At 63.9% G+C, this 25,230-nt stretch carries 24 protein-coding genes; 15 read left to right on the forward strand and 9 right to left on the reverse strand.

Annotated elements, in window-relative coordinates; translation table 11 throughout:
• Positions 1–119 precede the first annotated feature (119 nt).
• Both IVB01_RS03055 and phaC read right to left on the reverse strand, forming a co-directional pair.
• Entirely contained in the window at positions 120–518 is a 399-nt protein-coding gene (locus IVB01_RS03055; protein WP_247280961.1) for an MAPEG family protein, read from the reverse strand.
• Positions 519–582: 64 nt separating this feature from the next.
• Positions 583–2,403 (reverse strand): class I poly(R)-hydroxyalkanoic acid synthase, encoded by a 1,821-nt coding sequence (gene phaC, locus IVB01_RS03060; RefSeq protein ID WP_247280962.1) that lies wholly within the window; start codon positions 2,401–2,403, stop codon positions 583–585.
• 256 nt (positions 2,404–2,659) lie between these two features.
• Between phaC and IVB01_RS03065 the strand changes: the two genes are divergently transcribed.
• From IVB01_RS03065 to IVB01_RS03085, 5 genes are all read left to right on the forward strand, one after another.
• On the forward strand, positions 2,660–2,935 hold the full coding sequence (locus IVB01_RS03065; RefSeq protein ID WP_247280963.1) for a hypothetical protein: 276 nt from the start codon (positions 2,660–2,662) through the stop codon (positions 2,933–2,935).
• A gap of 223 nt (positions 2,936–3,158) precedes the next feature.
• A complete protein-coding gene (locus tag IVB01_RS03070) occupies positions 3,159–4,379 on the forward strand; it encodes an LL-diaminopimelate aminotransferase (protein ID WP_247280964.1) in 1,221 nt (406 codons plus the stop codon).
• 28 nt (positions 4,380–4,407) lie between these two features.
• Complete coding sequence (locus IVB01_RS03075) at positions 4,408–5,724, forward strand: homoserine dehydrogenase (protein ID WP_247280965.1); 1,317 nt, start codon at positions 4,408–4,410, stop codon at positions 5,722–5,724.
• Positions 5,725–5,805: 81 nt separating this feature from the next.
• Positions 5,806–6,807: a class II fructose-bisphosphatase gene (gene glpX, locus IVB01_RS03080; protein ID WP_247280966.1), complete on the forward strand. Its 1,002-nt coding sequence runs from the start codon at positions 5,806–5,808 to the stop codon at positions 6,805–6,807.
• A gap of 162 nt (positions 6,808–6,969) precedes the next feature.
• A complete protein-coding gene (locus tag IVB01_RS03085; RefSeq protein ID WP_247280967.1) occupies positions 6,970–7,689 on the forward strand; it encodes a haloacid dehalogenase type II in 720 nt (239 codons plus the stop codon).
• A 72-nt stretch (positions 7,690–7,761) separates the two neighbouring features.
• Here IVB01_RS03085 and IVB01_RS03090 read toward each other — a convergent pair whose 3' ends face one another.
• Positions 7,762–8,733, reverse strand: a complete 972-nt coding sequence (locus tag IVB01_RS03090; protein WP_247280968.1) for an MBL fold metallo-hydrolase — start codon at positions 8,731–8,733, stop codon at positions 7,762–7,764.
• Positions 8,734–8,936: 203 nt separating this feature from the next.
• Positions 8,937–9,602: a GntR family transcriptional regulator gene (locus tag IVB01_RS03095; RefSeq protein ID WP_247280969.1), complete on the reverse strand. Its 666-nt coding sequence runs from the start codon at positions 9,600–9,602 to the stop codon at positions 8,937–8,939.
• A 117-nt stretch (positions 9,603–9,719) separates the two neighbouring features.
• Between IVB01_RS03095 and IVB01_RS03100 the strand changes: the two genes are divergently transcribed.
• The 8 genes from IVB01_RS03100 to IVB01_RS03135 all read left to right on the forward strand — a co-directional run bounded on the left by IVB01_RS03100 (position 9,720) and on the right by IVB01_RS03135 (position 17,564).
• Positions 9,720–10,514 carry an enoyl-CoA hydratase/isomerase family protein gene (locus IVB01_RS03100; RefSeq protein ID WP_247280970.1) on the forward strand — a complete coding sequence of 265 codons (795 nt, stop codon included), beginning with the start codon at positions 9,720–9,722 and terminating at the stop codon, positions 10,512–10,514.
• A 9-nt stretch (positions 10,515–10,523) separates the two neighbouring features.
• On the forward strand, positions 10,524–11,783 hold the full coding sequence (locus IVB01_RS03105; protein WP_247280971.1) for a CoA transferase: 1,260 nt from the start codon (positions 10,524–10,526) through the stop codon (positions 11,781–11,783).
• A 52-nt stretch (positions 11,784–11,835) separates the two neighbouring features.
• Positions 11,836–12,828 (forward strand): tripartite tricarboxylate transporter substrate-binding protein, encoded by a 993-nt coding sequence (locus IVB01_RS03110; RefSeq protein WP_247494245.1) that lies wholly within the window; start codon positions 11,836–11,838, stop codon positions 12,826–12,828.
• Between the two features lie 199 nt (positions 12,829–13,027).
• Complete coding sequence (locus tag IVB01_RS03115; protein WP_247280973.1) at positions 13,028–13,510, forward strand: tripartite tricarboxylate transporter TctB family protein; 483 nt, start codon at positions 13,028–13,030, stop codon at positions 13,508–13,510.
• Between the two features lie 12 nt (positions 13,511–13,522).
• The gene (locus IVB01_RS03120) at positions 13,523–15,061 is read left to right on the forward strand and encodes a tripartite tricarboxylate transporter permease (RefSeq protein ID WP_247280974.1); all 1,539 of its coding nucleotides are present in this window, start codon (positions 13,523–13,525) and stop codon (positions 15,059–15,061) included.
• The gene (locus IVB01_RS03125; RefSeq protein WP_247280975.1) at positions 15,058–16,062 is read left to right on the forward strand and encodes a 4-hydroxythreonine-4-phosphate dehydrogenase PdxA; all 1,005 of its coding nucleotides are present in this window, start codon (positions 15,058–15,060) and stop codon (positions 16,060–16,062) included. Before IVB01_RS03120 ends, IVB01_RS03125 begins: the two co-directional genes overlap by 4 nt.
• 129 nt (positions 16,063–16,191) lie before the next feature.
• Positions 16,192–16,407 (forward strand): hypothetical protein, encoded by a 216-nt coding sequence (locus tag IVB01_RS03130; protein WP_247280976.1) that lies wholly within the window; start codon positions 16,192–16,194, stop codon positions 16,405–16,407.
• 125 nt (positions 16,408–16,532) lie between these two features.
• A complete protein-coding gene (locus IVB01_RS03135; RefSeq protein ID WP_247280977.1) occupies positions 16,533–17,564 on the forward strand; it encodes a glycosyltransferase family 4 protein in 1,032 nt (343 codons plus the stop codon).
• Positions 17,565–17,624: 60 nt separating this feature from the next.
• Here IVB01_RS03135 and IVB01_RS03140 read toward each other — a convergent pair whose 3' ends face one another.
• The 5 genes from IVB01_RS03140 to IVB01_RS03160 form a co-directional block, all read right to left on the reverse strand.
• Positions 17,625–18,041, reverse strand: coding sequence for a cupin domain-containing protein (locus IVB01_RS03140; protein ID WP_247280978.1), 417 nt, complete (start codon positions 18,039–18,041; stop codon positions 17,625–17,627).
• Between the two features lie 48 nt (positions 18,042–18,089).
• On the reverse strand, positions 18,090–18,833 hold the full coding sequence (locus tag IVB01_RS03145) for an SDR family oxidoreductase (protein WP_247280979.1): 744 nt from the start codon (positions 18,831–18,833) through the stop codon (positions 18,090–18,092).
• Positions 18,834–19,037: 204 nt separating this feature from the next.
• The gene (locus IVB01_RS03150) at positions 19,038–20,270 is read right to left on the reverse strand and encodes a biotin/lipoyl-binding protein (protein WP_247280980.1); all 1,233 of its coding nucleotides are present in this window, start codon (positions 20,268–20,270) and stop codon (positions 19,038–19,040) included.
• Positions 20,263–20,700 carry a hypothetical protein gene (locus IVB01_RS03155; RefSeq protein WP_247280981.1) on the reverse strand — a complete coding sequence of 146 codons (438 nt, stop codon included), beginning with the start codon at positions 20,698–20,700 and terminating at the stop codon, positions 20,263–20,265. The genes IVB01_RS03150 and IVB01_RS03155 overlap by 8 nt, the downstream gene beginning before the upstream one ends.
• Before the next feature lie 359 nt (positions 20,701–21,059).
• Positions 21,060–22,139 carry a methyl-accepting chemotaxis protein gene (locus tag IVB01_RS03160; protein ID WP_247280982.1) on the reverse strand — a complete coding sequence of 360 codons (1,080 nt, stop codon included), beginning with the start codon at positions 22,137–22,139 and terminating at the stop codon, positions 21,060–21,062.
• Between the two features lie 271 nt (positions 22,140–22,410).
• Here IVB01_RS03160 and recJ point away from each other — a divergent pair, with 271 nt between their 5' ends.
• Together recJ and IVB01_RS03170 are read left to right on the forward strand one after the other, a co-directional pair.
• Positions 22,411–24,252 carry a single-stranded-DNA-specific exonuclease RecJ gene (gene recJ / locus IVB01_RS03165; protein ID WP_247280983.1) on the forward strand — a complete coding sequence of 614 codons (1,842 nt, stop codon included), beginning with the start codon at positions 22,411–22,413 and terminating at the stop codon, positions 24,250–24,252.
• Between the two features lie 130 nt (positions 24,253–24,382).
• The gene (locus IVB01_RS03170) at positions 24,383–25,192 is read left to right on the forward strand and encodes a glucose 1-dehydrogenase (protein WP_247280984.1); all 810 of its coding nucleotides are present in this window, start codon (positions 24,383–24,385) and stop codon (positions 25,190–25,192) included.
• Positions 25,193–25,230 lie beyond the last annotated feature (38 nt).

Below are 25,230 nucleotides of genomic sequence, written 5' to 3' on the forward strand. Positions count from 1 at the left end.
AACCACAGACCCCATCAGGCCTTGGCAGGACAAACTCCCAAGGCCTTCGCCGCTACCAAGACCACCGCGATCCAATCAGCGAATTATTGAACATCGACAGCAATGACAGTGAAATCGCGTCAAAGTACCCCGAAGATCGCCAGCGCCAGCACGGCCTGGGCGAGGAAGCCGACGGTGAATGCGAGCGTGCGGAAGATCGGGATCCCGATGGCGTAGACAATGATATGTGCGACGCGCGACCAGAAATACACCGCGCAGGCGAGCACCGTCCATTTCGTCGAATAGTCGATTGCGTTGAGGATCAGCACCAGCGGCGCGAAGATCACGAGGTTTTCGACCGCGTTGTCGTGCGCGAACATCAACCGGTTGGCCCAATCCGCCTGCGGCTTGTCGTTGCGCGACGGATTGGCCATCGCACCGCTGAGCCCGCGAACCTGGCAGCGGTTGATGATGTAGGGGATCCAGAGCACTCCGGTCAGGATCACCGTCAGTGTCAGCCAGAACAATTCGCGCGTCATGGTCCGGTCCCTTCTGTCGTCGCTGTGGTGAGAGCGAGTCTATACGAAAGCGCGGACGATTCCGCTATGCGCGAACCCTGACATAGCTGCCGGGCGCATCCTCGATCGGCGGGAACGTCTCGCTGCCGACCGGACGCGCCGGGACCTCCTCCGGATCCAGCTCGCCGAGCCATTGGCGCCAGTCCGGCCACCATGAGCCCTTGTGCTCCACCGCGCCCTTCATCCACTCGGCGACGCTGACGTCCTTGATGTTGTCGTTGGTCCAGTACTGATACTTGTTCGAGGCCGGCGGATTGACCACGCCGGCGATGTGGCCCGAGCCCGACAGCACGTATTTCACCGGGCCGCCAAAGAACTGCGAACCGTACAGCACCGATTCCGCCGGTGCGATGTGATCCTCGCGGGTGGCGAGATTGTAGACGGGGACCTTGACCTTGGAGAGATCGAGCAGGGTATTGTCGAGCACCATCGTGCCGGTCGAGAACCGATTTTCCAGATAACAGTTGCGCAAATAATAGGAATGGTTGGCCTGGGTCATCCGTGTCGCGTCCGAATTCCAGTGCAACAGGTCGAAAGCACTCGGCTGCTGGCCCTTCAGATAGTTGCTGACGACATAGGACCAGATCAAATCGTTGGAGCGCAGCATGTTGAAGGCCATCGCCATCTTCGAGCCTTCGAGCACGCCGGCCGCCTTCATGTCCTGCTCGAGGGCTGCGATCTGCTCCTCGTCGACGAACACGAGGAGATCGCCGGCATGGGTGAAGTCGACCTGGGCCGCGAAGAACGTCGCCGATGCAACGCGCTGGCGGCGTTTCTCGGCGAGCCAGGCCAGCGTGGTCGCGAGCATCGTGCCGCCGACACAATAGCCGGCAGTGTGTACCTTCATCTCGCCGGTGATCTTCTCGATCACGTCCATCGCCGCGAGCGGGCCTTCCTTCATGTAGTCTTCCCAGCCCTTGTTGCCGAGCCGCTTGTCGGGATTGACCCATGAGATCACGAACACGGTGATGCCCTGGTCGACGCACCACTTGATGTAGGATTTCTCCGGCTTGAGATCGAGGATGTAGAACTTGTTGATCCAGGGCGGCACGATCAGGAGCGGGGTGCGTAGCACTTTCTCGGTGGTCGGCGCATACTGGATCAGCTGCATCATTTCGTTCTGGTAGATCACCTTGCCCGGCGTCGTCGCCATGTTGACGCCGACGACGAGATTGTCCGGATTGGACTGGCGGATCTTCAACATGCCTTTGCCGGCCGCGATGTCCTCGGCCAACATCGTCAGGCCGCGCGCGAGGTTATCGCCGGACGTGGCAAGTGTCTCGCGCAGCACCTCCGGATTGGTCAGCACGAAGTTGGACGGCGACAGCGCGTTGGTGACCTGCTGGACGTAGAACTCGGCCTTGCGGCGGGTATGCGGATCGAGCCCTTCGGCAGCGCGCACCAGCTCCTGCGCCCATTTGGTCGTGAGCAGATAGAGCTGCATGACGAAATCGAAGAACTGGTTCGACTTCCATTCGGGATCGGCAAAGCGCTTGTCGCGCGGCGAGGGCGTGATCGCGGGCGGGGCGTCCTGGCCCGCCATGCGGCGAACCGCCGAGCCCCAGAGGTCGAGATAGTCCTTGGCGAGCTTGGTCTGGAGATCGGAGGAGCGGGACGTGTCCGACAGCCAGTATTCGGCGACCGAGGTGAAGGTCCTGACGATCTCGGCAAGCTCGGGCGGCGGGCGATCCTGCACCTCGCCGGTCTCGCGCGGTTTGAGGTAGGCAGCGAGCGCCTTGCCACCGCTCTCCATCGCCCGCGCGACATTCATCGCGAAAGCTTCGGCATCGAACTTCGTCTCGAACGGGGTGCCGGATTTGGGCGTGTCGGTTGTGACGGTACTCATGCGCAGAACAGTAACGATTCATTCTGTATTCGTCACCGCGAAGCTCGCATGTTTGGCGTTAAACACTCTCGAAGATGTGTTGCAGCGCGACAAATTTTCTTGGTTCCGTCACAATCGAGCCGCAACCGCTCGGCTTGGTAGCGCCGGGTGGTTTTCTCGCTCATACCATTTTGGGCAGCCATGGTTTGAGCTTGGGCGCGGTCTTGGGTAAGTTGCCCTGGGGGCCGTGCTTCGGGACGAGTAGGGGATTTCCCAAGTGTTGGTGTTATGGGACCTGCAAAAGACGCTGCCGATCTGTGGCGCGCTGTTGATCGCGGCGCTTGCCTTGGGCGGCTGCTCAAGCCAGCTCGCGGATATGACGCCCGCGGATGCGCAGGCGCATCCCAGGGAGCCCGGCAGCTATCTGCCGGTGCATGATCTGCCGCCGGATCGCGATCAGGCGACCATCCCGCCGGACCAGCGCGCCAAGATCGAGGCCGAGCTTGCCGCGGCGCGCGATCGTCAAGCTCTGGCCGCCAAGGACGCCAAGTGAGCAAATGAGGCGGTGCAAGGTAATCGCTGGCGCCCCCGTCTTGCCGTGCTAAAAGACCTCAGTTCAGCCAATAGTCAGGGCGAACGACCTCAGCCGCCATCGTCGATGATTGCTCTAAGTGTTTGATTTCGAGTAATTTTCGTGAAGGGACTGGGCGCGTTTCCGAACGGCCGTCATGGCCTGTCGATTCTGTCCTGACCGGTTGCCCGGAGCCCAGAGAGCCATGGAAGAGTTTTACCGCATCCGCCGCCTGCCGCCTTACGTGTTCGAACAGGTCAACCGGGCCAAGGCGGCCGCGCGGAACGCCGGCGCCGACATCATCGACCTCGGCATGGGCAATCCGGACCTGCCGGCGCCGCCGCACGTGCTTGAGAAGCTCAAGGAGACTCTTGGCAAGCCGCGCACCGACCGCTACTCGGCCTCACGCGGCATTCCGGGGCTGCGCCGGGCGCAAGCTGCCTACTACGCCCGCCGCTTCGGCGTGAAGCTCAATCCCGATACCCAGGTTGTCGCGACGCTCGGCTCCAAGGAAGGCTTTGCCAACGTGGCGCAGGCCATCACCGCGCCGGGCGACGTCATCCTCTGTCCGAACCCGAGCTATCCGATTCACGCCTTCGGCTTTTTGATGGCGGGCGGGGTGATCCGCTCGGTGCCTTCCGAGCCGACGCCGCAATTCTTCGAGGCGGCCGAGCGGGCGATCATCCATTCGATCCCCAAGCCGCTGGCGCTCGTCGTCTGCTACCCCTCGAACCCGACGGCCTATGTCGCGAGCCTCGACTTCTACAAGGACCTCGTCGCGTTCGCGAAGAAGCACGAGATCCTGATCCTGTCCGATCTCGCTTATGCCGAAGTCTATTTCGACGAGAGCAACCCGCCGCCCTCGGTGCTCCAGGTGCCCGGCGCGATGGACGTCGCCGTCGAGTTCACCTCGATGTCGAAGACCTATTCGATGGCCGGCTGGCGCATGGGCTTTGCGGTCGGCAATGAGCGCGTGATCGCGGCGCTCGCCCGCGTCAAATCCTATCTCGATTACGGCGCGTTCACGCCGGTCCAGGTCGCGGCGACCGCCGCATTGAACGGCCCGGACGATTGCATCAAGGAGATGCGCGACACTTACCGCAAGCGCCGCGACGCGCTGGTGGAATCGTTCGGCCGCGCCGGCTGGGAGATTCCGCCGCCGGAGGCCTCGATGTTCGCCTGGGTGCCGCTGCCAGAGGCCTTCCGCAGCATCGGCAGCATGCAGTTCGCGACCCTGATGGTGGAGAAATCCGGCGTCGCGGTCTCGCCCGGCGTCGGCTTTGGCGAGCATGGTGAAGGATATGTCCGCATCGCCATGGTGGAAAACGAGCAACGGATCAGGCAGGCCGCGCGCGGCGTGCGCCGCTTCCTTGAAAGCGGCGTCGAAACGTTGCACAACGTGGTTCCGCTCGCCAATCGGCGCTAATTCTCTTCTGCAGGTTTTCTGAACTATCATGGTCGCACCCCTGAAAGTGGGCATAGCGGGGCTCGGCACCGTGGGTGCCGAAGTCGTCCGTTTGATCGAAACGCAAGCGCGCGTGCTCACGGGACGCAGCGGCCGGGGCATCCGCGTCGTTGCCGTCACCGCGCGCTCGAAGGCGAAGAAGCGCGGCGTCGACTTGCGCGGCGTCGAATGGGCGAGGGATCCAATGGCGCTTGCCACCCATGCCGAGGTCGATTGCTTCGTCGAACTGATGGGCGGCGCCGGCGATCCCGCGCTGTCGGCGGTGGAAGCCGCGCTCAATGCCGGCAAGTCGGTTGTCACCGCCAACAAGGCGCTGCTCGCCAAGCATGGCCTCAAGCTCGCCAAGGCGGCTGAAAAGCACGGCGGCGCGCTGAATTTCGAGGCAGCGGTCGGCGCCGCTATCCCTGTCATCAAGACGTTACGCGAGGGGCTCGCTGGAACCGGCGTCAACCGCGTCTATGGCATCCTCAACGGCACCTGCAATTACATCCTGACCCGGATGGAGCAGGAGGGCCTGTCCTTTGCCGAATGCCTGAAGGACGCGCAGCGGCTCGGCTATGCCGAGGCCGATCCGTCCTTCGACGTCGACGGCCACGACACCGCGCAAAAACTCGCCATTCTGGCCAGCCTGGCCTTCGGCACGAAAGTTGCTCAAAGCGCGGTGTATGTCGAAGGCATCTCATCCATCGCGCCGGAAGACCTGCGCGCGGCGGCCGATCTCGGCTACCGCGTCAAGCTGCTCGGCGTTGCGGTTCGCACCGCCAAGGGCATCGAGCAGCGCGTGCATCCGACCATGGTGCCAAAATCCTCCTCGATCGCGCAGGTGATGGGTGTCACCAATGCGGTCACGATCGATGGCGAGGGGATTCCGCCGATCACGCTGGTCGGCCCCGGCGCAGGCGGTGCCGCGACCGCATCCGCCGTTGTCGCCGACATCGCCGACGTTGCGCGCGGCATTCGTGCCAATCCGTTCGGACGGCCGATTTCGCACTTGCGCGACACCAAGAAGGCGCCCATGGAGCGGCATGAGGGCGGTTATTACATCCGCCTGCTCGCCCGCGATTTCCCCGGCACTGCGGCCGCGATCGCCACGCGGCTTGCAGAACAGAAGATTTCGATCGAATCGATCGTGCAGCGTCATCCCAATGGCGGCGCTGCTCCCAGCGACGGCAAGACAGTCCCCGTGCCGGTCATCCTGATCACTTATGCGACCCATGAGGACGCCGTGCGCCGCGCGCTCGCCGCAGTCCAGCGCGACAAGGTGATCAGCGGAAGGCCGCAGGTGATCCGGATCGAGAAGAACTGACACGGTTCGAACGAACTGTGGGTGTTACGAGTTGATGCGGACGGAGATGTCCGTCCAAAACCGTTTCGAAGGAGTGAGCCGATGTCGACCCATATTTCAGTCCCGCCGCAAGCGTTGCTCGAGCGCATCCTCACGCTGGAGATCGTGCGGGTGACGGAGCGGGCGGCGGTGTCCTCGGCGCGGCTGCGCGGGCACGGCAACGAGAAGCAGGCTGACCAGGCTGCTGTCGACGCCATGCGCCGCGAGCTCAACAAGCTGCCGATCGAAGGCACTATCGTGATCGGCGAAGGTGAACGTGACGAGGCACCGATGCTCTTCATCGGCGAGAAGGTCGGCATGAATGCCGGTCCCCAGGTCGATATCGCGGTCGATCCGCTCGAAGGCACCACGCTATGCGCCAAGAACATGCCGGGCTCGATCGCCACAATGGCGATGGCCGACGGCGGCACGCTGCTGCATGCCCCCGACGTCTACATGCAGAAGCTCGCGATCGGACCCGGCTACGACAAGGGCGTCGTCGATCTCGATGCCTCGCCGGCTGATAACGTCCGCCGCCTCGCCAAGGCCAAGGGCGTCAAGCCTGATGGCATCACCGTTCTCGTGCTCGATCGTCCGCGCCATGCCGACATCATTGCGAGCGTGCGTTCGACCGGCGCCGCCGTGCGCCTGATCACCGACGGCGACGTCGCCGGCGTGATCCATTGCGCCGACCCCGACAACACCGGCGTCGACATGTATCTCGGCACCGGCGGTGCGCCGGAAGGCGTGCTCGCCGCCGTGGCGCTGCGCTGCATCGGCGGTCAGATGCAGTGCCGCCTCATCCTCGACTCCGAAGAGAAGCGCGAGCGCGCCGCCAAGATGGGCGTCAACGATCCCAAGATGATCTACGGCATCGAGGACATGGCGCGCGGCGACTGCCTGTTTGCCGCCACCGGCGTCACCACGGGCTCGCTGCTCTCGGGCGTCAAATTCCGCAAGGACGGCGTGATCGAGACCGAGACGGTGGTGATGCGCTCCGTCACCGGCACCGTGCGCTACATCAAGGCCGAGCACCGCGAGCTGGCCAAGTTCCATCTGGATTGATCCAGGCAACACCACTGTCGTCGTTCCGGGGCGACGGGACCGCGCAACGCGCGGCCCGCGAGCCCGGAATCCATCGGGCGACAGTCTCCGACGCGCAATGGGTTCCGGGTTCGATGCTGCGCATCGCCCCGGAATGACGATAAGAAAAAGAGGGGAAGCGCCATGTCCGATCTCTCCGCCGTCAAAGCCCTCGTCTTCGACGTGTTCGGTACCGTCGTGGACTGGCGCACCAGCCTGATCACCGATTTCATGTGGTGGGGCAAGCAGCGCGGCATCAGCGCTGATTGGACCGCGCTCGTCGATGGCTGGCGCGGCATGTACATGGCCTCGATGGACGACGTGCGCAAACATCCCGAGCGCGGCTACGTCATGCTCGACGATCTGCACCGCCGCTCGCTGGAAAAGCTGGTCGATCAATTCTCGATCAAGGGCCTCACCGAAGCCGATCTCGACTATCTCACCAAAGGCTGGCACCGCCTGCATCCCTGGCCCGACAGCGTCGGCGGTCTGACCCGGCTGAAGACCAAATTCGTGATCTCGCCGCTGTCGAACGGCAATGTCGCCCTGCTCACCAACATGGCGAAGTTTGCAGGGCTGCCCTGGGACCTCATCATGTCCGCCGAGCTGTTCGAGCACTACAAGCCTGATCCCGAGACCTATCTCGGCGCCGCGCGCCTGCTCTGCCTCAAGCCGCAAAAGGTGATGATGGTCGCGGCCCACAATGGCGATCTTGCGGCTGCGCAGAAGAACGGATTGAAGACCGCGTTCGTGGCGCGGCCGACCGAGTACGGACCGTTGCAGAAGGTCGACTTCGAGGCGACCGGCAATTGGGACATCGTCGCAAAGGATTTTGGCGGGATCGCCGACAAGCTCGGGTGCTAGCGACGTTCTTGATAGCTTGTACGCGGCAACGCCGGTCCGGGCAGCGCGCGCCGCCCGGACCTGATTTCGAAACTACAAGGTCATCTTCATCGGCTCCGGATAGTAGTGGAAGCCTTCGCCTGTCTTGGCGACATGGCCGTAGCCCGGCCAGGCGAAGTGATAGGACATCACGGGGGTCTTGTTTGCCGCAAGCATCGTCAGCAGCTTGACGCGCGAGTCTGCCGCCTGCTTCGGGTCGGTGTCGTAGGAGAACTCCATCCTCGGCCGCTCCAGCAGCAGCACCGAATGGTGCGAGAGATCGCCGAGGAAGGCGAACGATTTGCCCGCCGAGGAGACCATGAAGATGGTGTGGCCGACAGTGTGACCGGGCGCGGCGACCGCCTGCACGCCCGGCAAAAATTCCTGGCCGTCCTTGAAAAACACGATGCGGTCGCGGACCGGCAGCAGGTTCTTGCGGGCGTGGAGGACGAAGTCCTTGGCCGGGCTGCCGAGCTTGCCCTCATCGGTCCAGAAGTCGAAATCGGACTGGGAGATGTAGACCTGCGCGTTCGGAAACAACGGTTTGCCGCCCTCGTCCACGATGCCCCCGATGTGGTCGATATGGGCGTGCGAGCACACCACGGCGTCGATGTCCTCCGGCTTGATTCCGGCCTCGGTCATGCTCTTCTGCTGCCGTCCGGTGCTGGCGCCGAACATTTTTGAGCTGCCCATGCCGGTATCGAACAGGATGAGCTTGTCGCCGGTGTTCACGATCGGCGAGTTCTGCTCGAGCACGACATTGTCCGGCGACAGGAAATTGTCGGCCAGCATCTTCTTGACCTCTTCCTTGGGAACGCCGGTGAAGGTCCCGGAGGGATCGCCGAGCGGCAGCGGCCCATCGGATACGACGGTCACCTCGGCATCGCCGAGAATGAAGCGATGCCAGTAGGGCGTCTGGGTGCCGAGCTTGGGTGCCCGGGCCATCGCGCTGCTGCCGAGCAGCGCGCTGGCGCCAAGGCCGGCCCCGAGTGCGAGAAGGGATCGACGTGAGACATCGATTGTCATGCGTTTCCTCCGCTTTTTTGACCTGCGCGATTGTTGGCGCGGTGTGACCGGCCCCGGTCGACCATGAGGCCGGAGGTCGGCGGAAGGCATGCTGCGCCGGTTGCGATGAGCTAGCAAGTGGAATTGGTCCGCGGATGCATGCCGGGCAGGGACACGGCGTGCGGAGCACGTTCCGCAAAAACAAAGCCCCGCGGAATTGCGCCTTACGCAATTCTCAGCGTGAGGTCATTGCCGTCCGTTTCGGCAAAGCCGGCCTGTAAGACCTCTTCGCGCTTATGGCGCAGATGCGCACGCAGGATGTGGGCGAGGCCGGCGCCGTCGCGGCGCTGGAGCGCATTGAGGATTGCCTCGTGCTCCTTGACGGCGAGCGCCCAGCGCTGCGGCGTCATCGGCGTGACGTAGCGCGCGCGGCGGATCCGCGCTGTCACCGAGGTGTAAAGGCTCGCGAGCACCGGGTTTCCGGCCGCGTTGACGATGGCTTCGTGAATTGCGCGGTTGCCGCGATAGTACTGGATCAGGTCACCCTCGCGATAATGCTGCACCATGTCCGCATGCGCGGTGGCGATCGCGTCGATCTCGGCGTCCGTGATGCGCTCGCAGGCAAGCTCGCCGGCAAGGGCTTCGAGGCCCTGGCAGACCTCGAACAGGTCGCGCATGTCCTGGTCGGTCAGCTTCGCCGCGCGCGAGCCGCGATGCGGCAGCAGCTGCACGAGGCCTTCGGCGGCCAGCACCTTGAGCGCCTCGCGCAGCGGCGTGCGCGAGATCTCCAGCCGCTCGCACAGCTCGCGCTCCGGAATGCGCGCCCCTGGCGGGATTTCACCGTCGAGCAGGATGGCGCGAATGCGGCCGACGACTTCTTCGTGAAGCATGGTCTGAAACTCTATTTGCATGCAAAAATGGGCCTACAAACGGAAAATTGCAAGTTCCTGCTTGAAAATTCCAATTTTTGCATTCAAAATTGTAGAAAAGCAGAAAGGGTGTGGGGAATGGACCTGCAAGTGGAGGCACAAGAGCTCGTCTTCGAGCGCCAGGACGGCATCGGGCGGATCACCTTTAACCGCCCGCAGGCCCGCAACGCCTTCACGTTTGCCATGTACGAGCGGCTCGCTGCGATTTGCGAGGAGGCTGACCGCGACCCTGCGATCAAGGTGCTGGTGCTGCGCGGGGCTGGCGACAAGGCGTTCGCCTCGGGCACCGACATCAACCAGTTCCGCGAATTCAAGACGCCGCAGGACGCCATCGATTACGAGAACCGCATCGATCGCGTGCTCACAACGCTGGAGCAGTGCCGTGTGCCGACGATCGCGGCGATCAACGGGTTCTGTACCGGAGGCGGGGCCGGCATCGCTGCGGCCTGCGACCTCCGCATCGGCACCAAGACCGCCAAGATCGGTTTCCCCATCGCCCGCACGCTCGGCAATTGCCTGTCGATGTCCAATGTCAGCCGTCTCGCCGCGCTCATCGGCGCCGCGCGCGTCAAGGATCTGATCTTCACCGCGCGCCTGGTCGATGCCACCGAGGCCGCGAGCATCGGGCTGCTTGGCGAGGTCGTGGACGATCTTGCCGCGCTCGATCGGCGCACTGACGAGGTCGCTCGGCTGCTCGCCAGTCATGCGCCGCTGACGCTGAATGCGACCAAGCAGGCGGTGACGCGCCTGCAAAGACGGCTGACGCGGGACGAGGGCGAAGACCTCATCCTGATGTGCTACACGAGCCAGGATTTTCGCGAAGGGCTCGATGCTTTCCTCAACAAGCGCGCGCCGCAATGGCGCGGCCAATAGGACGGGCCCATGCAGAGCGATCGATCGCAATCCACCTCCCGCCGTTCGGGACCGCTCGCCGGTCTCAAGGTCATCGATCTCACCCATGTCATGGCCGGGCCGACCTGCACCTTGATGCTCGCCGACATGGGCGCCGACGTCATCAAGATCGAGAAATGGCCCAATGGCGACGATACCCGCCATTCGGTGCCGCCGAAGATCGGCGATGAGGCGGCCTCCTTCCTGATGATGAACCGCAACAAGCGCGGCATCGTGCTGGATCTGAAGACCGACGGTGGCAAGCAGGTGCTTCGGCGGTTGATCGCGAGCGCCGACGTGCTGGTGGAGAACTTTGCGCCCGGCGCGATGGAGCGTCTCGGTTTCGGCTACGAGGCACTGCACGCGGAATTTCCCGCGCTGATCTACTGCTCGCTGTCGGGCTTCGGCCGCACCGGCCCGTACAAGCACCGCCGCGGCTTCGATCTGGTCGCGCAGGCCATGAGCGGCATCATGAGCTTTACCGGCGAACGCCCCGACGGTCCGCCCGTCAAATGCGGCCCGCCACTGTCCGACATCACCGCCGGTCTGCTGGCGAGCATGGGCATCCTCGCGGCCTATACGCACCGTCTCAAGACCGGCGAAGGACAGTGGGTGGAGACATCGCTCTATGAAGCGGCCCTGGTGCAGACCTATTGGCAGTCCACCATCGCGCTGGCCGCGGGCACGGCACCGCGCGCGATGGGCTCGGCCCATCCGCTCAATGCGCCCTATCAGGCGTTCGAAGCCTCGGATGGCTGGCTCGTCGTCGGCGGCGCCAACAAGAAGCATTGGCTGTTGATGCTGGAAGCACTCGGCGCCAGCGAACTCGCCGCCGATCCGCGCTTCGTCACCGGCTCCGACCGTATGGCGCATCTGAAGGAGCTGGAAGCCGTCTTGAGCGAACGCTTCCGCACCAAATCGCGCGCGCATTGGCTTGCGGCGCTGGACGAGAAGGGCGTGCCGTGCGGCCCCGTGCACGACATGCTGGAAGCGCTCAGCGATCCGCAGACGCTGGCGCGCGAGATGGTCGTCGAGGTCGAGCACTCCACGCTCGGCCCCGTAAAGACGATCGGGCTTCCCATCAAGTTTTCGGAGACCCCAGGCAAAGTTCGCTCAGGCGCGCCGGTCTATGGTGAGCACACAAGTGAGGTGCTGGCCGAGCACGGGTTCGACCAGAAGCAGATCGAAGCGCTCGAAAAAGAAGGCGCAATCGTGCTGGCCTCAGCAAGTCGCGAGGAACGCGTCGCCTGAGCGGACGTCGATAAGACAACAACAAAAGACAAAAATCAGCTGGAGGAACATCATGGGTCGGACGTCAACACTTCTGCTCCCCGCGGCCGCGATCGTGCTCGCCGGCACGATGCCGGCGCTCGCCGCCTGGCAACCGCAAAAGCCGATCGAGTTCGTCGCCACGGCCGGGCCGGGTGGCGGCACTGACAATCTCGCGCGCGCGGTCCAGAACATCATCACCAAGTACAAGCTGACAGACCAGCCGATCGTCGTCGTCAACAAGGGCGGCGGCAGCGGCGCCGAAGGTTATGTCTACGGCAAGGCCTCCGCGGGCGATCCCCACAAGGTGATCTTCGGCACCTCCAACGCCTGGCAGCAGCCGCTCGTCTCCAAGGTCGCCTTCAACTACACCGATCTCACCCCGATCGCGGCGATGGCGCAGGATGAGTTCCTGCTCTGGGTCAAGCAGGACGCGCCCTACAAAACCGCGGGCGATTATCTGAAGGCGGCCGCATCGGGCGAATTCAAGATGGGCGGCGCGCAATCCAAGGACACCGACGAGGTGTTGACGCGCATGATCGAGAAGGCCGGCAAGGTCAAGCTGACCTACATCCCTTTCAAGAGCGGCGCCGAGACCGCTGTGCAGCTCGCCGGCGGACATCTCGATTCCCACGTCAACAATCCCAGCGAGAGCCTCGGGCAATGGCGCGGCGGTACGCAGCGCCCGCTCTGCGTTTTCAGCCCGAAACGGCTGCCGCAGGGTCCGAAGGTCACCGCAACCGAAGGCTGGAGCGACGTTCCGACCTGCGTCGAGCAGGGCCTCGACATCAGGCAGTATGAGCAGCCGCGCACGGTGTGGCTGCCCGGCAAGGTCACGCCGGACCAGGCGGCGTTCTATGTCGACCTGATGAAGAAGGTGCAGGCAACGCCGGAATGGAAGGACTACATCGAGAAGACCTCACAGGTCGACACCTTCCTGACCGGCGCCGAGTTCGAAAAATTCATCAAGGAGGACCTCGAGCACGTCAAGCAGGTCGCGGGCGAGCAGGGCTGGCTCGTCAAGTGAGGCGGCGGGCAGGTCGCCTGCGGCCATCCTTCGAGACGCCCGCCTGCGGCGGGCCCGCAGGGTGAGGTCGCGCGCCGTGGCAAGATATCCAACCCTCATGGTGAGGAGCCCGCCAAAGCGGGCGTCTCGAACCATGCAGGCCGAGCTCGTTCAGCAGGCCTCACCGCCGTCACATGGGATAGCTCAGAGGTAACAGACCATGATCTCCCGCCGCGCGCTTGAACTTGCGACCGCAGTCCTCACCGGGACCTTCGGTGTGGCAGTCGTCATCTCCAGCCTCGACAACGGCATCGGCTGGTCGAGCGCCGGGGTGGACGCCGGCACGTTTCCGTTCCTGACCGGGGTCATCATCGTGATCGGGAGCCTCTACAATCTGGTGCGGGGCGTGCTACCGGCCGCGACACTGGCAAATGTCCCCATCGCCATCACGTCCCTCGAGCTGCGCAGGCTCGCCGGCCTGTTCGTGCCGGCTGCGATTTTTGTTGCCGCGATCCCGCTGGCCGGGATGTACGTCGCTTCAGCATTGTACGTTTTCGCAGTGCTGGCGATCCCCAAGTATCAATCCGTGCCGCGTGCGCTCGCGATGGCGGGGGCGACGGCACTCGCGCTCTACGTCGTGTTCGAGCGCATGTTCCAGGTCAGCCTGCCGCATGGCGCGCTCGCCGCCGCGTTCGGGTTCTGATGGAGAGGTCCGATGGATAATCTCGCAGAGCTCCTGCACGGCTTCACCATCGCGGTCACCGCGCCACATCTGCTGCTCATGGTAATCGGCGTGCTGCTCGGCATTCTCGTCGGCGTGCTGCCGGGGCTGGGCGCGCCAAACGGAGTATCGCTGCTTTTGCCGATGACCTTCGGTATGCAGCCGGTCTCGGCCATCATCCTGCTCTCCAGCATGTATTGGGGGGCGCTGTTCGGCGGCTCCGTGACCTCGATCCTGTTCAACATTCCCGGCGAGCCGTCCTCGGTCGCGACCACGTTCGACGGCTACCCGATGGCGCGCGACGGCCGGCCAACGACGGCGCTCGCCACCGCCTTCGGTTCGGCGGCGTTCGGCGCGCTGATCGGCGTCATCCTGATCACCTTCCTTGCATCCTGGGTGGCCCAGGTTGCGCTCGCGTTCGGGCCGGCCGAGTATTTTGCGGTCTATTTCCTGGCCTTTGCCAGCTTCGTCGGCATGGGCGGTGCGGCGCCGATCAAGACCGTCGTGGCGCTGGCGATCGGCTTTGCGATCGCTGCCATCGGCATCGACACGGTGTCCGGCAGCGTGCGCCTCACCATGGGGGTCGATGAACTCGTCAAGGGCGTGAGCTTCGTCGTCGCCGTGATGGGTCTGTTCGGCATCGGCGAGCTCTTGGTTGCAGTCGAAGAGGAGTTTCACGCGCGCGCGGTCTCCTCGAAGATCGACTGGCGTGAGGTGTTCCGCGCGGTCGGCCGCCTGCCGCGGCATGGTATTGCCCTGTTGCGCAGCGCCGCGATCGGATGCTGGATGGGGATTACGCCGGGCGGCCCGACCGCGGCCTCCTTCATGAGCTACGGCATCGCGCGCCGCTTCTCGCGCCGCGGCCGATATTTCGGCACCGGCGAGGTCGAAGGCATCATCTCGCCGGAGACGGCCGACCATGCCGCCGGCACCAGCGCGCTGCTGCCGATGCTCTCGCTAGGCATTCCCGGCTCGGCGACCGCGGCGGTCATGATGGGCGGGCTGATGATCTGGGGCCTCAATCCCGGGCCGATGCTGTTCGTCGACAGTAAGGATTTCGTCTGGGGCCTGATCGCCTCGATGTATGTCGGCAACATCGTCGCCGTCGCGCTGGTGCTGCTCACCGTTCCGGTCTTCGCGGCCTTGATGCGGATTCCGTTTGTGGTGATCGCGCCCCTGATCGTGATCATCTGCGTCGTCGGCGCCTATTCGGTGTCGAACTCCTATCTCGACGTCGTCATGATGCTTGGCTTCGGGATCGTCGGCTATCTCTTCAAGAAGCTGTTCTATCCGCTGGCGCCGCTCGTGCTCGCGATCGTCATCGGCGACAAGGCCGAGGACGCGTTCCGGCAGTCGATGTTGATCTCCAAGGGATCGCTCGGGATATTCTTTGCAAACAAGCTGGTGACATGCCTGATCGTTGCCGGCATCGCATTGTTGCTGCTTCCGCTCGTGCTGCAGCTCACGCGGCTCTGGCGCAAACCCGCGCCGTCTACCGATCGGACGACAGCTGAGGAAAAGGTGATCATATGACCGCAAAGCCGCTCATTGCATTGGCAATGGGAGATCCCGCCGGCATCAGCCCGGAGCTGACGGCGAAGCTCGCGGTGCAGGATGACGTCCGCGCCCGCAGCCGGATCGTCGTCATCGGTGACCGCCGCATCTTCGACGAAGGCGCGCGCGTCGCCGGCGTGAAGTCGGAGCTGACCATGGTAGAGCAGGGCGCCGACCTTGGCGCGGCGCAGGGCGAGACGCTGTTTGTCGATCTCCGCCACCTCGACCCCAGGGAGGTCGAGCCGAAGACCGCGACGCTTGCCGGCGGAAAATTCGCGCTGACCAATTATCGGCACGCGCTCGAACTCGGCCGTGACGGAAGTGTCGATGCCGTCTGCTTTACCCCCTTCAACAAGCAGGCGATGCGCCTTGCCCGCGCCGAATACGACGACGAGATCGCGTTCTCCGCCGAGGTGGTCGGGCTCAAGACCGCGGCAAGCGAGTTCAACGTGCTGGACCGGCTCTGGAACGCGCGGGTCACCTCCCATATCCCTCTCAAGGACGTCGCTGCAAAGCTGTCCAGCGAGCGCATCCATCGCGCGCTCAAGCTGACCGATTCCTGTATGCGCAATGCCGGTTTCGCGCGGCCCCGCATCGCGGTCGCTGGTCTCAATCCGCATGCCGGCGACGGCGGCAATTTCGGCCGTGAGGAAATTGACATCATCTCGCCCGTAGTCGCGGCCGCCCAGCGCGAGGGTATCGCCGCGGAGGGACCGTTCCCCGCCGACACGGTGTTCCTGCGCGCCAAGGGCGGTGCCTTCGATGCGGTGCTGACGATGTATCACGACCAAGGTCAGATCGCGATGAAGCTGATGGGTTTTGATCGCGGTGTCACCTTGCTCGGTGGTTTCCCTTTCCCGATCTGCACGCCCGCGCACGGCACCGCCTATGATATCGCCGGGCAGGGCATCGCATCGGTTGGCGCTAGCCGCGCCGCTGTGCTGCTCGCATCGGAGATGGCCGCGCGTCGCGCCGCCTGATGGCGCGCGCCAGGGGAGCCCGCTCATGAAGTTCGTACGCGCAAAGCCTGCGAGTTTCGGGAAAAAGTGGAAACTTCCGGCGTGGTAATGAGTTGCGTCCCATGAACGTCTCCATCTGGGAGCTGGAACATGGTCGACTACGACCCGCTACGAACGGCCGTGGATACTGCTTGGTCCGTCTACCGCGCCCGGCATCGTCACGTCGATGCCGCGGATGGTCGTCGCTGTCTGCTCGAGCGTCATCTACAAGGGAGGCGGGAAGCGCGCGAGAGTGGCGGTGATGCCCAGGACCTTACGGCATCTGGCCTTGCCTATCTCGAGCGGCTTCACGATGACGAATGCTAGGGCTGGTGGAGGAACTGGCCTGCTGCCTGGCGGCCGCGACCGCAAGGCCGAATTGGACCTTGCTCGCGATTTCGAACCTTCTGGCGGCATTGATCGTGCTGATCGTGCGCTTGGCAGTTTAGCACATGCGTATCGCTCAGCTCGCTCCCCTGGCCGAAAGCGTTCCTCCGAAGCTCTACGGCGGCACCGAGCGGGTAGTAGCTTGGCTGGTGGATGAGCTGGTGCAGCTCGGCCACGACGTCACGCTGTTTGCGAGCGGCGATTCCCGGACGGCCGGCAGACTCTATCCGGTTTGGTCCCGTGCGTTGCGTCTCGGGCGGAAGGGCGCCGATCCGAGTGCAGCTTGCGCGATGCTGCTGGAAGCGATCGCGAAGCGAGCGAGGGATTTCGATGTGATCCACGCGCATATCGATTGGCTGCATCTGCCGTTGCTCAGTCGCCTGGGCGTGCCGTTCCTGACGACCATGCACGGCCGCCTCGACTTGCCTGGGTTGCCCGACGTGGTTCGGCAATTCCCCGAAGCAGCGCTCGTGTCGATTTCCGACCGTCAGCGCCTGCCGCTTCAAAATGCGAAATGGATTAGAACGATCCAGCACGGGATGCCGTCCGACCTGCTTCGCCCATGCTACGAGCAGGGATCCTACCTTGCATTTCTTGGCCGCCTGACGAAAGACAAAGGTCCGGAGGAGGCCATCCGCATCGCGCATCAAACCCGTATGCCCCTGCGCATCGCCGCGAAGATCCCGCGCGCCGAGACCGCCTATTTCAAGAAACATGTCGAGCCCCATATTGACGACGAGAAGATCAAGCTTGTCGGCGAAGTCGATAATGACAGAAAACAGCAGTTCCTTGGTCGAGCCGCCGCTCTGTTGTTCCCGATCGATTGGCCGGAGCCCTTCGGGCTGGTCATGATCGAAGCAATGGCCTGCGGAACTCCCGTGATCGCCTACCGCTCAGGCGCCGTCCCTGAGGTCATCGAGCACGGCCTGACTGGTCTCATCGTCGAGAACGAGGAGCAAGCCGTTCAGGCGGTCGGCGAGGTGGGCAAGTTGGATCGAAGGCAGGTGCGCGCACGGTTCGAGGAGCGTTTCTCGGCGCGCCGGATGGCGCGAGAGTACGAAGGCGAGTACAGCAAGCTGGTTGCCGCCGCGGCTTGAGAATTCGATAGGCGCGACGGGCTCCGGTTGACGCGGCGTCTCGCCTGCTGCCCCGGGGCGTTACTTCGCGATAGGCGTCACGAGCTCCTTGTCTGCTGTATCCACGACGAAGACGGCCAGCAGCTTCGCAGGCTCGGAATCGCTGGCATTCGCGCTTATGGCGTGGCGGTCGCCGGGTTTCTCGAAAAAATTCTCTCCCTTGCGATAGACCTTCGCGGGCTCGTCATTGACTTGACTGCGGATTGCTCCTTCCAGGATGGTCGCATAGATAAACGCGGAGCGCGGGTGCATGTGCGCCGGTGAGGAGCCTCCCGGACCATATTCGACCAGCACGCCCTTCATGCTCTTGCCGGGGACGTTGGGCAGGGCCTGGTCGAACACCACGGTTACTTTGGCCAATGGTGCTGCCGTCTCGGCTGCATGGGCCGTCAGGAAAGACGCGGCGTAAACCGCCGTTGCGATCAGCAATCTGCGCATGGGATTCCCTTCATTGTCATTTCCGTCGTGATTGAGGCTGACGGAGCTTCAGAGACTCGCGAGCCATGTTGCGAGCGGTGTTTTCCCGAGCCGCGCCTCGCCAAGCGGATTCAGCGATGTGTCGTCAATGAGAGCGCCGTAATAGGGCGCCTTTGGGTCTCCCACCACAGGTCGGACATCGCCGGACGCCTTCAGGCGCCGCGCGATGAATTCATTGAAGGGGGCCTTCTCGGGTCCAGCAATGTCGATCGTGCCGTTGAGCGGCCGGCCCGTTGCGATCTCCGCGAGACAATCGACCACATCGTCGGACGCGATCGGTTGAAACTGCGCCGATGGAACGACAATCCTGCCGCCCGTCACAGCCGTTTCGGCAATGGCGCCGAGGAATTCAAAGAACTGGGTGGCGCGCACGATCGAGTAGGGGACCGAAGAGGATTTGATGACGGTCTCCTGGGCGAGCTTGGCACGGAAATAGGCGTTGTCGGGCGACCGCTCGGTGCCGACGATGGAGAGCGCCACATGATGTTTCACGGCCGCTGCGGCTTCTGCCGCGACGAGATTCTTGCTCGAACGCTGGAAGAAATCGAGCACGGCGGTCGGCTCCCAGGACGGCGCGTTGGCGACGTCGACGACAACATCGGCGCCGGCCAGCACCGCAGCGAGACCTTCCCCGGTCACGGCGTTCACGCCTGATCTTGGCGAGGCTGCCACCGCCTCGTGGCCCTGCTGCTTGAGCTTCGCCACCAGTTTAGATCCGATCAATCCGGTCCCGCCGATCACGACGATCTTCATGGCACGTCTCCTCGGTGTTTCGGAGCGCGGGAAAAAGGCCAATTCCTGCTCTCGCGCTTACGTGCATCACGATCCAACGCCTGTTCTATCGGAGCAATCGGCAGGCCCTTGCCTGGAACGCGCCTGACTTGCCGAAAAATGCTCCAGAGAGATCGTTACGATACGACACAATTCGTCTGGGAGCATTCCCTTAAATCTCGGAGATCAGTGGCCGCTCAGCACCAGCGTCTTCACCGGCAACAGCAGCGCTTGAATGCGCAACAGAAGGGCATGTACAAGCCCCGTGGCATCGACGACATGCAGAGCAGATCCCTTGAGCGCGCCGGTCTTTGGGTCTGCAATCGCATCGTGGTTGCTCGTATAGGCATTGACGATGCAGGTCGAGCCTGGCGTGACGCCCTCGAGCCCGCCCTTATAGAGCGGTTCCAAAAATGCCAGGATCGTGCCCGGCTGCCGAAGATTTTGCGGATCGATGAGCTGTTCGCCCGAGCGGAATTGACCGGCGGCGATATAGTCCTGAACGCCCGTGATGACGAGCGGAATGATGACCCAGGGCTTCGAGATGCAAGTCGCTTCTGCGAGCATGCCGGGTCGTATGACCTGGGCTTCAATCTGGCCGAAGCCAGCCTGCAATACGCGCCGGCCCGCGCCCTCTGGGATCAAGAGGCCGGCGGGCCGCATCATCTGATTGACGACATCGCCAGTGCGCAGAAGGAATTGCTCCACTCGCCCATCGACCCCCGCCCGAATGGAAGTCTTGTCGAGGTCCACCTGCGCCTCTGCCATCGCGGCCTCTGCGCTCGCCTTCTCAGCCGGCAGAAGCGTTGAGATCCGCAGCGCCGAAGCCTCCCTGGCGGCACTGGCGGAATCGATGCCCGCCTGCCGCTGATCGACGGCGACCTGGAGTTTCTCGATGTCACGCTGCGGCACGATCCCAGGATTGCGCCGCTGCAATTCGCTCTTGGTGTCGAGCTCGTCCCTCGCTTGCTGCCAGGCCGCCCTCGCTTCTGCGATCTGGGCTTCCGCCTTGACCACATCGGCCCGCGCGCTGATCAGCGAGGCATCGATCTCGGCGACCTTTCGTTTTGTCGTCTCGAGCGCCGCCTGCTGCTTGGCGCTGTCCAGCCGGAAGAGGACGTCGCCCTTCTTCACAGGCGCGCTGTAATCGACGTTCACTTCGGCGACGCGGCCGGCCACTTCGGGCAGGATCGGCACGGTGCGGAAGTAGAGCGCCGCGGACGTGGTCGAGGGATGATAGTAGAAGATCATGGTGATCAGCGCGACGGTCAGCATCAGGCAGCCGGTAATGCCCCACCTCAGCTCAAACCAGACCGAGTAGAGGGTGATCTCCTTGCCGAACCGCTTACCTTGCCGATAGCGCCGATAGAGGTAGTCCGGAAGGATCGTCACGAGCGAGCAGAGCAGGAGCTCAAGCATGACCTTGGACTCCCTCGTTCGACGCACTCTTCGTGCCGGAATTGCCGGTCAGCTCGGTTTCGGATGCTGATTGCGACGTCTGCGGCGCTGCATCGGCGATCCGCTCCACCGAGCCGGCGATGGTGCGCAGCGGCGTCGAGAAGTCCGGCAGGTCGATCATCGCGAGCAGGAGGCCCGCGATCCAGAAGATGTGCATGTGCGTGAACAGCGAGATGAGGCCGAGCACGGCGACGATCTCGAATTGCAGCTTCTGCGATCGGTGCGCCATGCGCTCCGGAAGGCTGTGCAGCTTCCAATAGAGCGTGCCCACCCACAACACGACGACGATGAGGAAGATGGCCATGACGACCATCAGGGCGTCCGATCCATCAGGTCCAGGCACGAAGAATGGCAGATGATGAGGCGCTGCCGCATGCATTTGTTCGCTCAAGCTCGTCCCCCTGCCAGAAGAAGCCTGAGAGCCCAGAGCGAGGCTCGTACTTTGCCCAGCATTGTTTCCCAAGACGGGAACTGGAGCAAGGATCGTGTCGAGACTGCCGTTGCGTTCGGTGTGTACTAGATCGCCGCGTCCAACGAAATGTTCCTGAGACGGCCGCTGTCGGACAAGGACAAATATGCCGTGTTGGCACCCTTGGCGATCGTCACAGATTGCTCCTGTTTTGCCCGACGTGTCAAAGAGTTTTGGCGAGTGCAAAAACTATTAGGGAAGACAGCCCTTTGGCTACTGTGCATGGGGTTGTTTTCGCGAGTTTTGATAAAAGGGGCTATTCGCCGCCTTTGCGGGGCGCCTCACGCCCCGCAGATGATCACGCCGTACCAGCCGAGCCCACGATAGGTCTCATAGCCCGGGGTGGCATGGAAGGCGACCAGCGCACCGGTGCGGTCGTGGTAGAAGCCGGAGCGCTGGCCGTTCAGCGCGATCGAGATGCGCTCGCTGAGGATGCCCTGGCCGTCGGAGGCGGCAATCACGCGAAGGTTCGAATCGACCAGCAGTACGCGGGCCTTGTCGCTGTCGCCGACGCGCACGCCCTTGACGATGGCGCGGGCCTGCGCCTCCCAGTCGAAATGAATGGCGAGCACGCCGATCGGCCCCCCGTTGGCCTGGCCGCCGCTGCGGACGCTGGCGCAATAGGTCGCGACCTGGGCGTTGCCGAGCAGCGGCTGGTTCTCGACGTCACCGGCGACATAGTCGTCGCCGGAGCGCAAGGATTGCGCCTCGCGAAACCATTTGGTGTGGGCGACGTTCTGGCCGACGACGCGAAAGCGGTCGGCGCGGCCATTGGCGATGACGTTGCCGTCGAGATCGCAAAGCCAGAGGTCGAGGTAGACGGTGTAGGCCCCGAGGATCACGCCGAGGCGCTGCGAGGCGTGGTTTACAGCTGCCGCGGCCGGCGAGGCCGCGCAATCGACCACGGCGGAGTCGGTCGCCCACCAACGCACGTCGCAGGTGCGCTCATAGAGGTTGCGGTCGATCAGCTCGATAGCGTTGAGCGACAGATCGACCATGCGCTCGCCGCGCGAGCGCTGGCTCATGCGGTCGATCGAGGCGACGAGGTCGCCGGTTCGTTTGGTCAACTGTGTCTCGAACTCGCGGGCGATGGTCTCGACCTGCTGGCCGACGCCACGCACCTCCTGCGCCACGACCGCAAAGCCCGCGCCCTGCGCACCGGCGCGCGAGCTCTCGATCAGCGCGTTCAGCGCCAGCATCTTCATCTGATTGGTGATTTGCTGGATCGCCTTGGTCTTGTCGACCGCGATCTGGTTGACCTCCGCAGTCAGGCGGTTGATCAGCACGGAGATGTCGGAATCATTATCGGCGGGTTCGGTGGCGGTGATCGGCTTGGCTTTCAGACCCAGCGCAGCAGACATCGGGGAGCTTCCCTTGGCAATGAGGTCTGACCTGCAATGAACCCGGAAAAAATTACAGATCGAATGGGAATCTTCTTCGAGGACTCCACCTAACGCCCGCTTAATTTGCGGTTCCCTGGAATGCCCAAATGATAGTCAGTTCCGCGCCGCAAAAAGGCAATCCACCGCTTTGTGCGGCGCAGGCATTGCATATCTGGAGCGATTCCGGGCCAATCGTTCCTGCCGACAAATCTGCTGCCACCCGTCCGGGCTCCTCAATCAATCAACATTCATGACCCCGCCCGCAACTGCCTTGCCTGTCGAAGCGCCCCAGGCGTTCCTGGGGGTGACGCGCTCGCTCACCGACAAGCTCTGGCGCGACCGGCTCGACGCGCGCGGCGCGGCCAAGGCTCTTGCGATCGTGCAACGTCACCAATTGCCGGAACTGCTGGCGCGGGTGCTGGCCGGCCGCGGCGTCGATATCGACACCGTGCCGGACTTCCTCGATCCGACCATCCGAAAACTGCTGCCGGACCCGTTCACGGTGACGGAGATGGAAGCTGCCGCGCAGCGGATCGCGGATGCCGCGGGGAAGGGCGAAAGGGTCGCGATCTTCGGCGATTACGACGTCGACGGCGCCACTTCGGCGGCGCTGCTGGCCTGGCATCTGCGCCATTGCGGGCTCGATCCGCTGATCCACATTCCGGACCGGATCTTTGAGGGGTACGGCCCCAACACCGAAGCGGTGCGCGCGCTGGCGGCAAAGGGCGCCACGCTGCTCGTCACCGTCGATTGTGGCACCACCAGTATCGAGCCCTTGGCCGAGGCGAAGCGCCTCGGCATGTCCGTTGTCGTGATCGACCACCACCAATGCGGCCTCGATCTCCCCGAGGTCGATGCGCTGGTCAATCCGAACCGCCCCGACGATCTCTCGGGCCTCGGACATCTCGCCGCCGTCGGCCTCGTGCTGGTGACGCTGGTCGCCGTCAATCGCGAGCTGCGCCAGCGCGGTTTCTGGGGCGCCGAGATGCCTGAGCCCGATCTGCTCGGCATGCTGCATCACGTCGCACTCGGCACCGTCGCCGACGTTGCGCCGCTGATCGGGCTCAACCGCGCCTTCGTCGCAAAAGGGCTGATCGCGATGCGGCGGCGCGACCATGTCGGTCATACCGCGCTGATGGACGTGGCGCGGCTCAATGGTCCGCCGGAGGCCTGGCATCTCGGCTTCATGCTGGGGCCGCGCGTCAATGCCGGCGGTCGGATCGGTCGGGCCGATCTCGGCGTGCGCCTTTTGCTCGAAGGTGACAGCGTCGAGGCCGCACGCATCGCCGCCGAGCTCGACCGCCTCAACAGTGAGCGCCGCGTCATCGAGCAGGCGGCCGAAGCGCAGGCGGAAGCCGAGGCGCTTGCCTCGATCGGGCTGGAAGACAAGCTCGGCGTCATCGTCACGGCCTCCGAAGGCTGGCATCCCGGCGTCGTCGGCCTCGTCGCCTCACGCCTGAAGGAGAAGTTTTCCCGGCCTGCTTTTGCCATCGCGCTCGAGCCCGGCGGCATCGGCACCGGCTCGGGCCGCTCGATCGCCGGCGTCGATCTCGGCAAGGCGGTGCGGCAAGCGGTTACTGACGGCATTCTGCTCAAGGGCGGCGGCCACGCGATGGCTGCGGGCGTCACGCTGCGCAGGGAGAAGCTCGCCGAATTCCGCGCCTATCTGGAGAGCGCGCTGGCGCGCGACGTCGCGGAGGCGCGGCACGTCAACGAGCTCTATGTCGACGGCGCAGTCTCCGCGCGCGCAGTGGCGCCGGAGCTTGCGACGACTCTCAATCGCGCCGGCCCGTTCGGCAGCGGCAATCCGGAAGTCGTGCTGGCCCTGCCGGCGCATCAGCTCGTCTATGCCGATGAGGTCGGCCAGGCGCACTTGAGGCTGCGCTTCAAGTCCGGTGACGGCGCCATCGTCAACGGCATCGCGTTCCGTTCGGTCGGCCAGAAGCTCGGCAATGCGCTGCTCGCCAACCGTGGTCAGCAATTGCATGTCGCGGGATCTTTGTCGGTCGATCGCTACCAGGGCGTCGAGCGTGTGCAATTCCGCGTCGTCGACGTCGCGCTACCGGACCAGGGGCCATCCGTGATTAGATAGCGCGCGAGCCGGACCCGAAAGGCCTCGTGAGCGCACAGTGCGACGCGGTTTTCGGCAAGATTATGCGAAAAAATAGATCGCTCAAACAACAAAAAAATAGATCGCTCAAACAACAAAAAAGGGAGTGAACATGGCAGGGCAGGTTGAGGGCAAGGTCGCGCTGGTGACGGGCGGCGCCTCCGGCATTGGCGAGGCCATCGTCGAGCTGTTCGCGCGCGAGGGCGCCACCGTCATTGCGACAGACATCGACGAGCTGCGCGGCCCAGAGCTTGCCAACCGGATTACAAGAGCCGGCGGCAAGGCGATCTTCCTGGCGCAGGATGTCACCAGCGAGGAACGCTGGATCGAGGTCGTCACCGAGGTCGCAAAGCGCTACGGCCGGCTGGACATCATGGTCTCCAATGCCGGCATCGGCATCTCCGTGCCCTCCATCGTCGACATGACGCTGGCCGACTGGCGCAAGCAGAACGCCATCAACCTCGATGGCGTGTTCCTCTCTGTTAAGCATTGCCTGCCCTTGATGCGCAAGACCGGCGGCGGCTCGATCGTGATGATGTCTTCACTGGCGGGCCTGCGCGGTGCCCCCGGGCTGTCGGCCTATTCGGCCACCAAGGGCGGAGTGCGGCTGTTTGCGAAATCGATCGCGATGGAATGCGCGGCCGCTGGCGACGGCATCCGCGTCAACTCGGTGCATCCCGGCATCATCGACACGCCGATCTGGGGCAAGATCCCGACCGGCGCGACCGGTGCCGGCCAGAACGCGCCGATCGATCCAGAAGAGCGCGCCAAGGTCGTCACGCCGCTCGGCCGTGCCGGCCAGGCTGCGGAGATCGCTTCTGGCGTGCTGTATCTGGCCTCCGATGCCTCGCGCTACGTCACCGGCAGCGAACTCATCATCGACGGCGGCATGAATGCCGGCGGCGTGCCGCGGCGCGCATGAGCCGCGCAGGGCAGGGCGGCGCCGGCAGGGGCTGACGC

The sequence above is a fragment of the Bradyrhizobium sp. 164 genome (assembly GCF_023073715.1).
Lineage (GTDB): Bacteria > Pseudomonadota > Alphaproteobacteria > Rhizobiales > Xanthobacteraceae > Bradyrhizobium.

Bases quoted from the DNA above. Each gene is read 5' to 3' on its own strand.
- IVB01_RS03055 (WP_247280961.1), bottom strand. From the start codon at position 518: ATGACGCGCGAATTGTTCTGGCTGACACTGACGGTGATCCTGACCGGA.
- phaC (WP_247280962.1), bottom strand. From the start codon at position 2,403: ATGAGTACCGTCACAACCGACACGCCCAAATCCGGCACCCCGTTCGAG.
- IVB01_RS03070 (WP_247280964.1), top strand. From the start codon at position 3,159: ATGGAAGAGTTTTACCGCATCCGCCGCCTGCCGCCTTACGTGTTCGAA.
- IVB01_RS03075 (WP_247280965.1), top strand. From the start codon at position 4,408: ATGGTCGCACCCCTGAAAGTGGGCATAGCGGGGCTCGGCACCGTGGGT.
- glpX (WP_247280966.1), top strand. From the start codon at position 5,806: ATGTCGACCCATATTTCAGTCCCGCCGCAAGCGTTGCTCGAGCGCATC.
- IVB01_RS03085 (WP_247280967.1), top strand. From the start codon at position 6,970: ATGTCCGATCTCTCCGCCGTCAAAGCCCTCGTCTTCGACGTGTTCGGT.
- IVB01_RS03090 (WP_247280968.1), bottom strand. From the start codon at position 8,733: ATGACAATCGATGTCTCACGTCGATCCCTTCTCGCACTCGGGGCCGGC.
- IVB01_RS03095 (WP_247280969.1), bottom strand. From the start codon at position 9,602: ATGCTTCACGAAGAAGTCGTCGGCCGCATTCGCGCCATCCTGCTCGAC.
- IVB01_RS03100 (WP_247280970.1), top strand. From the start codon at position 9,720: ATGGACCTGCAAGTGGAGGCACAAGAGCTCGTCTTCGAGCGCCAGGAC.
- IVB01_RS03105 (WP_247280971.1), top strand. From the start codon at position 10,524: ATGCAGAGCGATCGATCGCAATCCACCTCCCGCCGTTCGGGACCGCTC.
- IVB01_RS03110 (WP_247494245.1), top strand. From the start codon at position 11,836: ATGGGTCGGACGTCAACACTTCTGCTCCCCGCGGCCGCGATCGTGCTC.
- IVB01_RS03115 (WP_247280973.1), top strand. From the start codon at position 13,028: ATGATCTCCCGCCGCGCGCTTGAACTTGCGACCGCAGTCCTCACCGGG.
- IVB01_RS03120 (WP_247280974.1), top strand. From the start codon at position 13,523: ATGGATAATCTCGCAGAGCTCCTGCACGGCTTCACCATCGCGGTCACC.
- IVB01_RS03125 (WP_247280975.1), top strand. From the start codon at position 15,058: ATGACCGCAAAGCCGCTCATTGCATTGGCAATGGGAGATCCCGCCGGC.
- IVB01_RS03130 (WP_247280976.1), top strand. From the start codon at position 16,192: ATGGTCGACTACGACCCGCTACGAACGGCCGTGGATACTGCTTGGTCC.
- IVB01_RS03135 (WP_247280977.1), top strand. From the start codon at position 16,533: ATGCGTATCGCTCAGCTCGCTCCCCTGGCCGAAAGCGTTCCTCCGAAG.
- IVB01_RS03140 (WP_247280978.1), bottom strand. From the start codon at position 18,041: ATGCGCAGATTGCTGATCGCAACGGCGGTTTACGCCGCGTCTTTCCTG.
- IVB01_RS03145 (WP_247280979.1), bottom strand. From the start codon at position 18,833: ATGAAGATCGTCGTGATCGGCGGGACCGGATTGATCGGATCTAAACTG.
- IVB01_RS03150 (WP_247280980.1), bottom strand. From the start codon at position 20,270: ATGCTTGAGCTCCTGCTCTGCTCGCTCGTGACGATCCTTCCGGACTAC.
- IVB01_RS03160 (WP_247280982.1), bottom strand. From the start codon at position 22,139: ATGTCTGCTGCGCTGGGTCTGAAAGCCAAGCCGATCACCGCCACCGAA.
- recJ (WP_247280983.1), top strand. From the start codon at position 22,411: ATGACCCCGCCCGCAACTGCCTTGCCTGTCGAAGCGCCCCAGGCGTTC.
- IVB01_RS03170 (WP_247280984.1), top strand. From the start codon at position 24,383: ATGGCAGGGCAGGTTGAGGGCAAGGTCGCGCTGGTGACGGGCGGCGCC.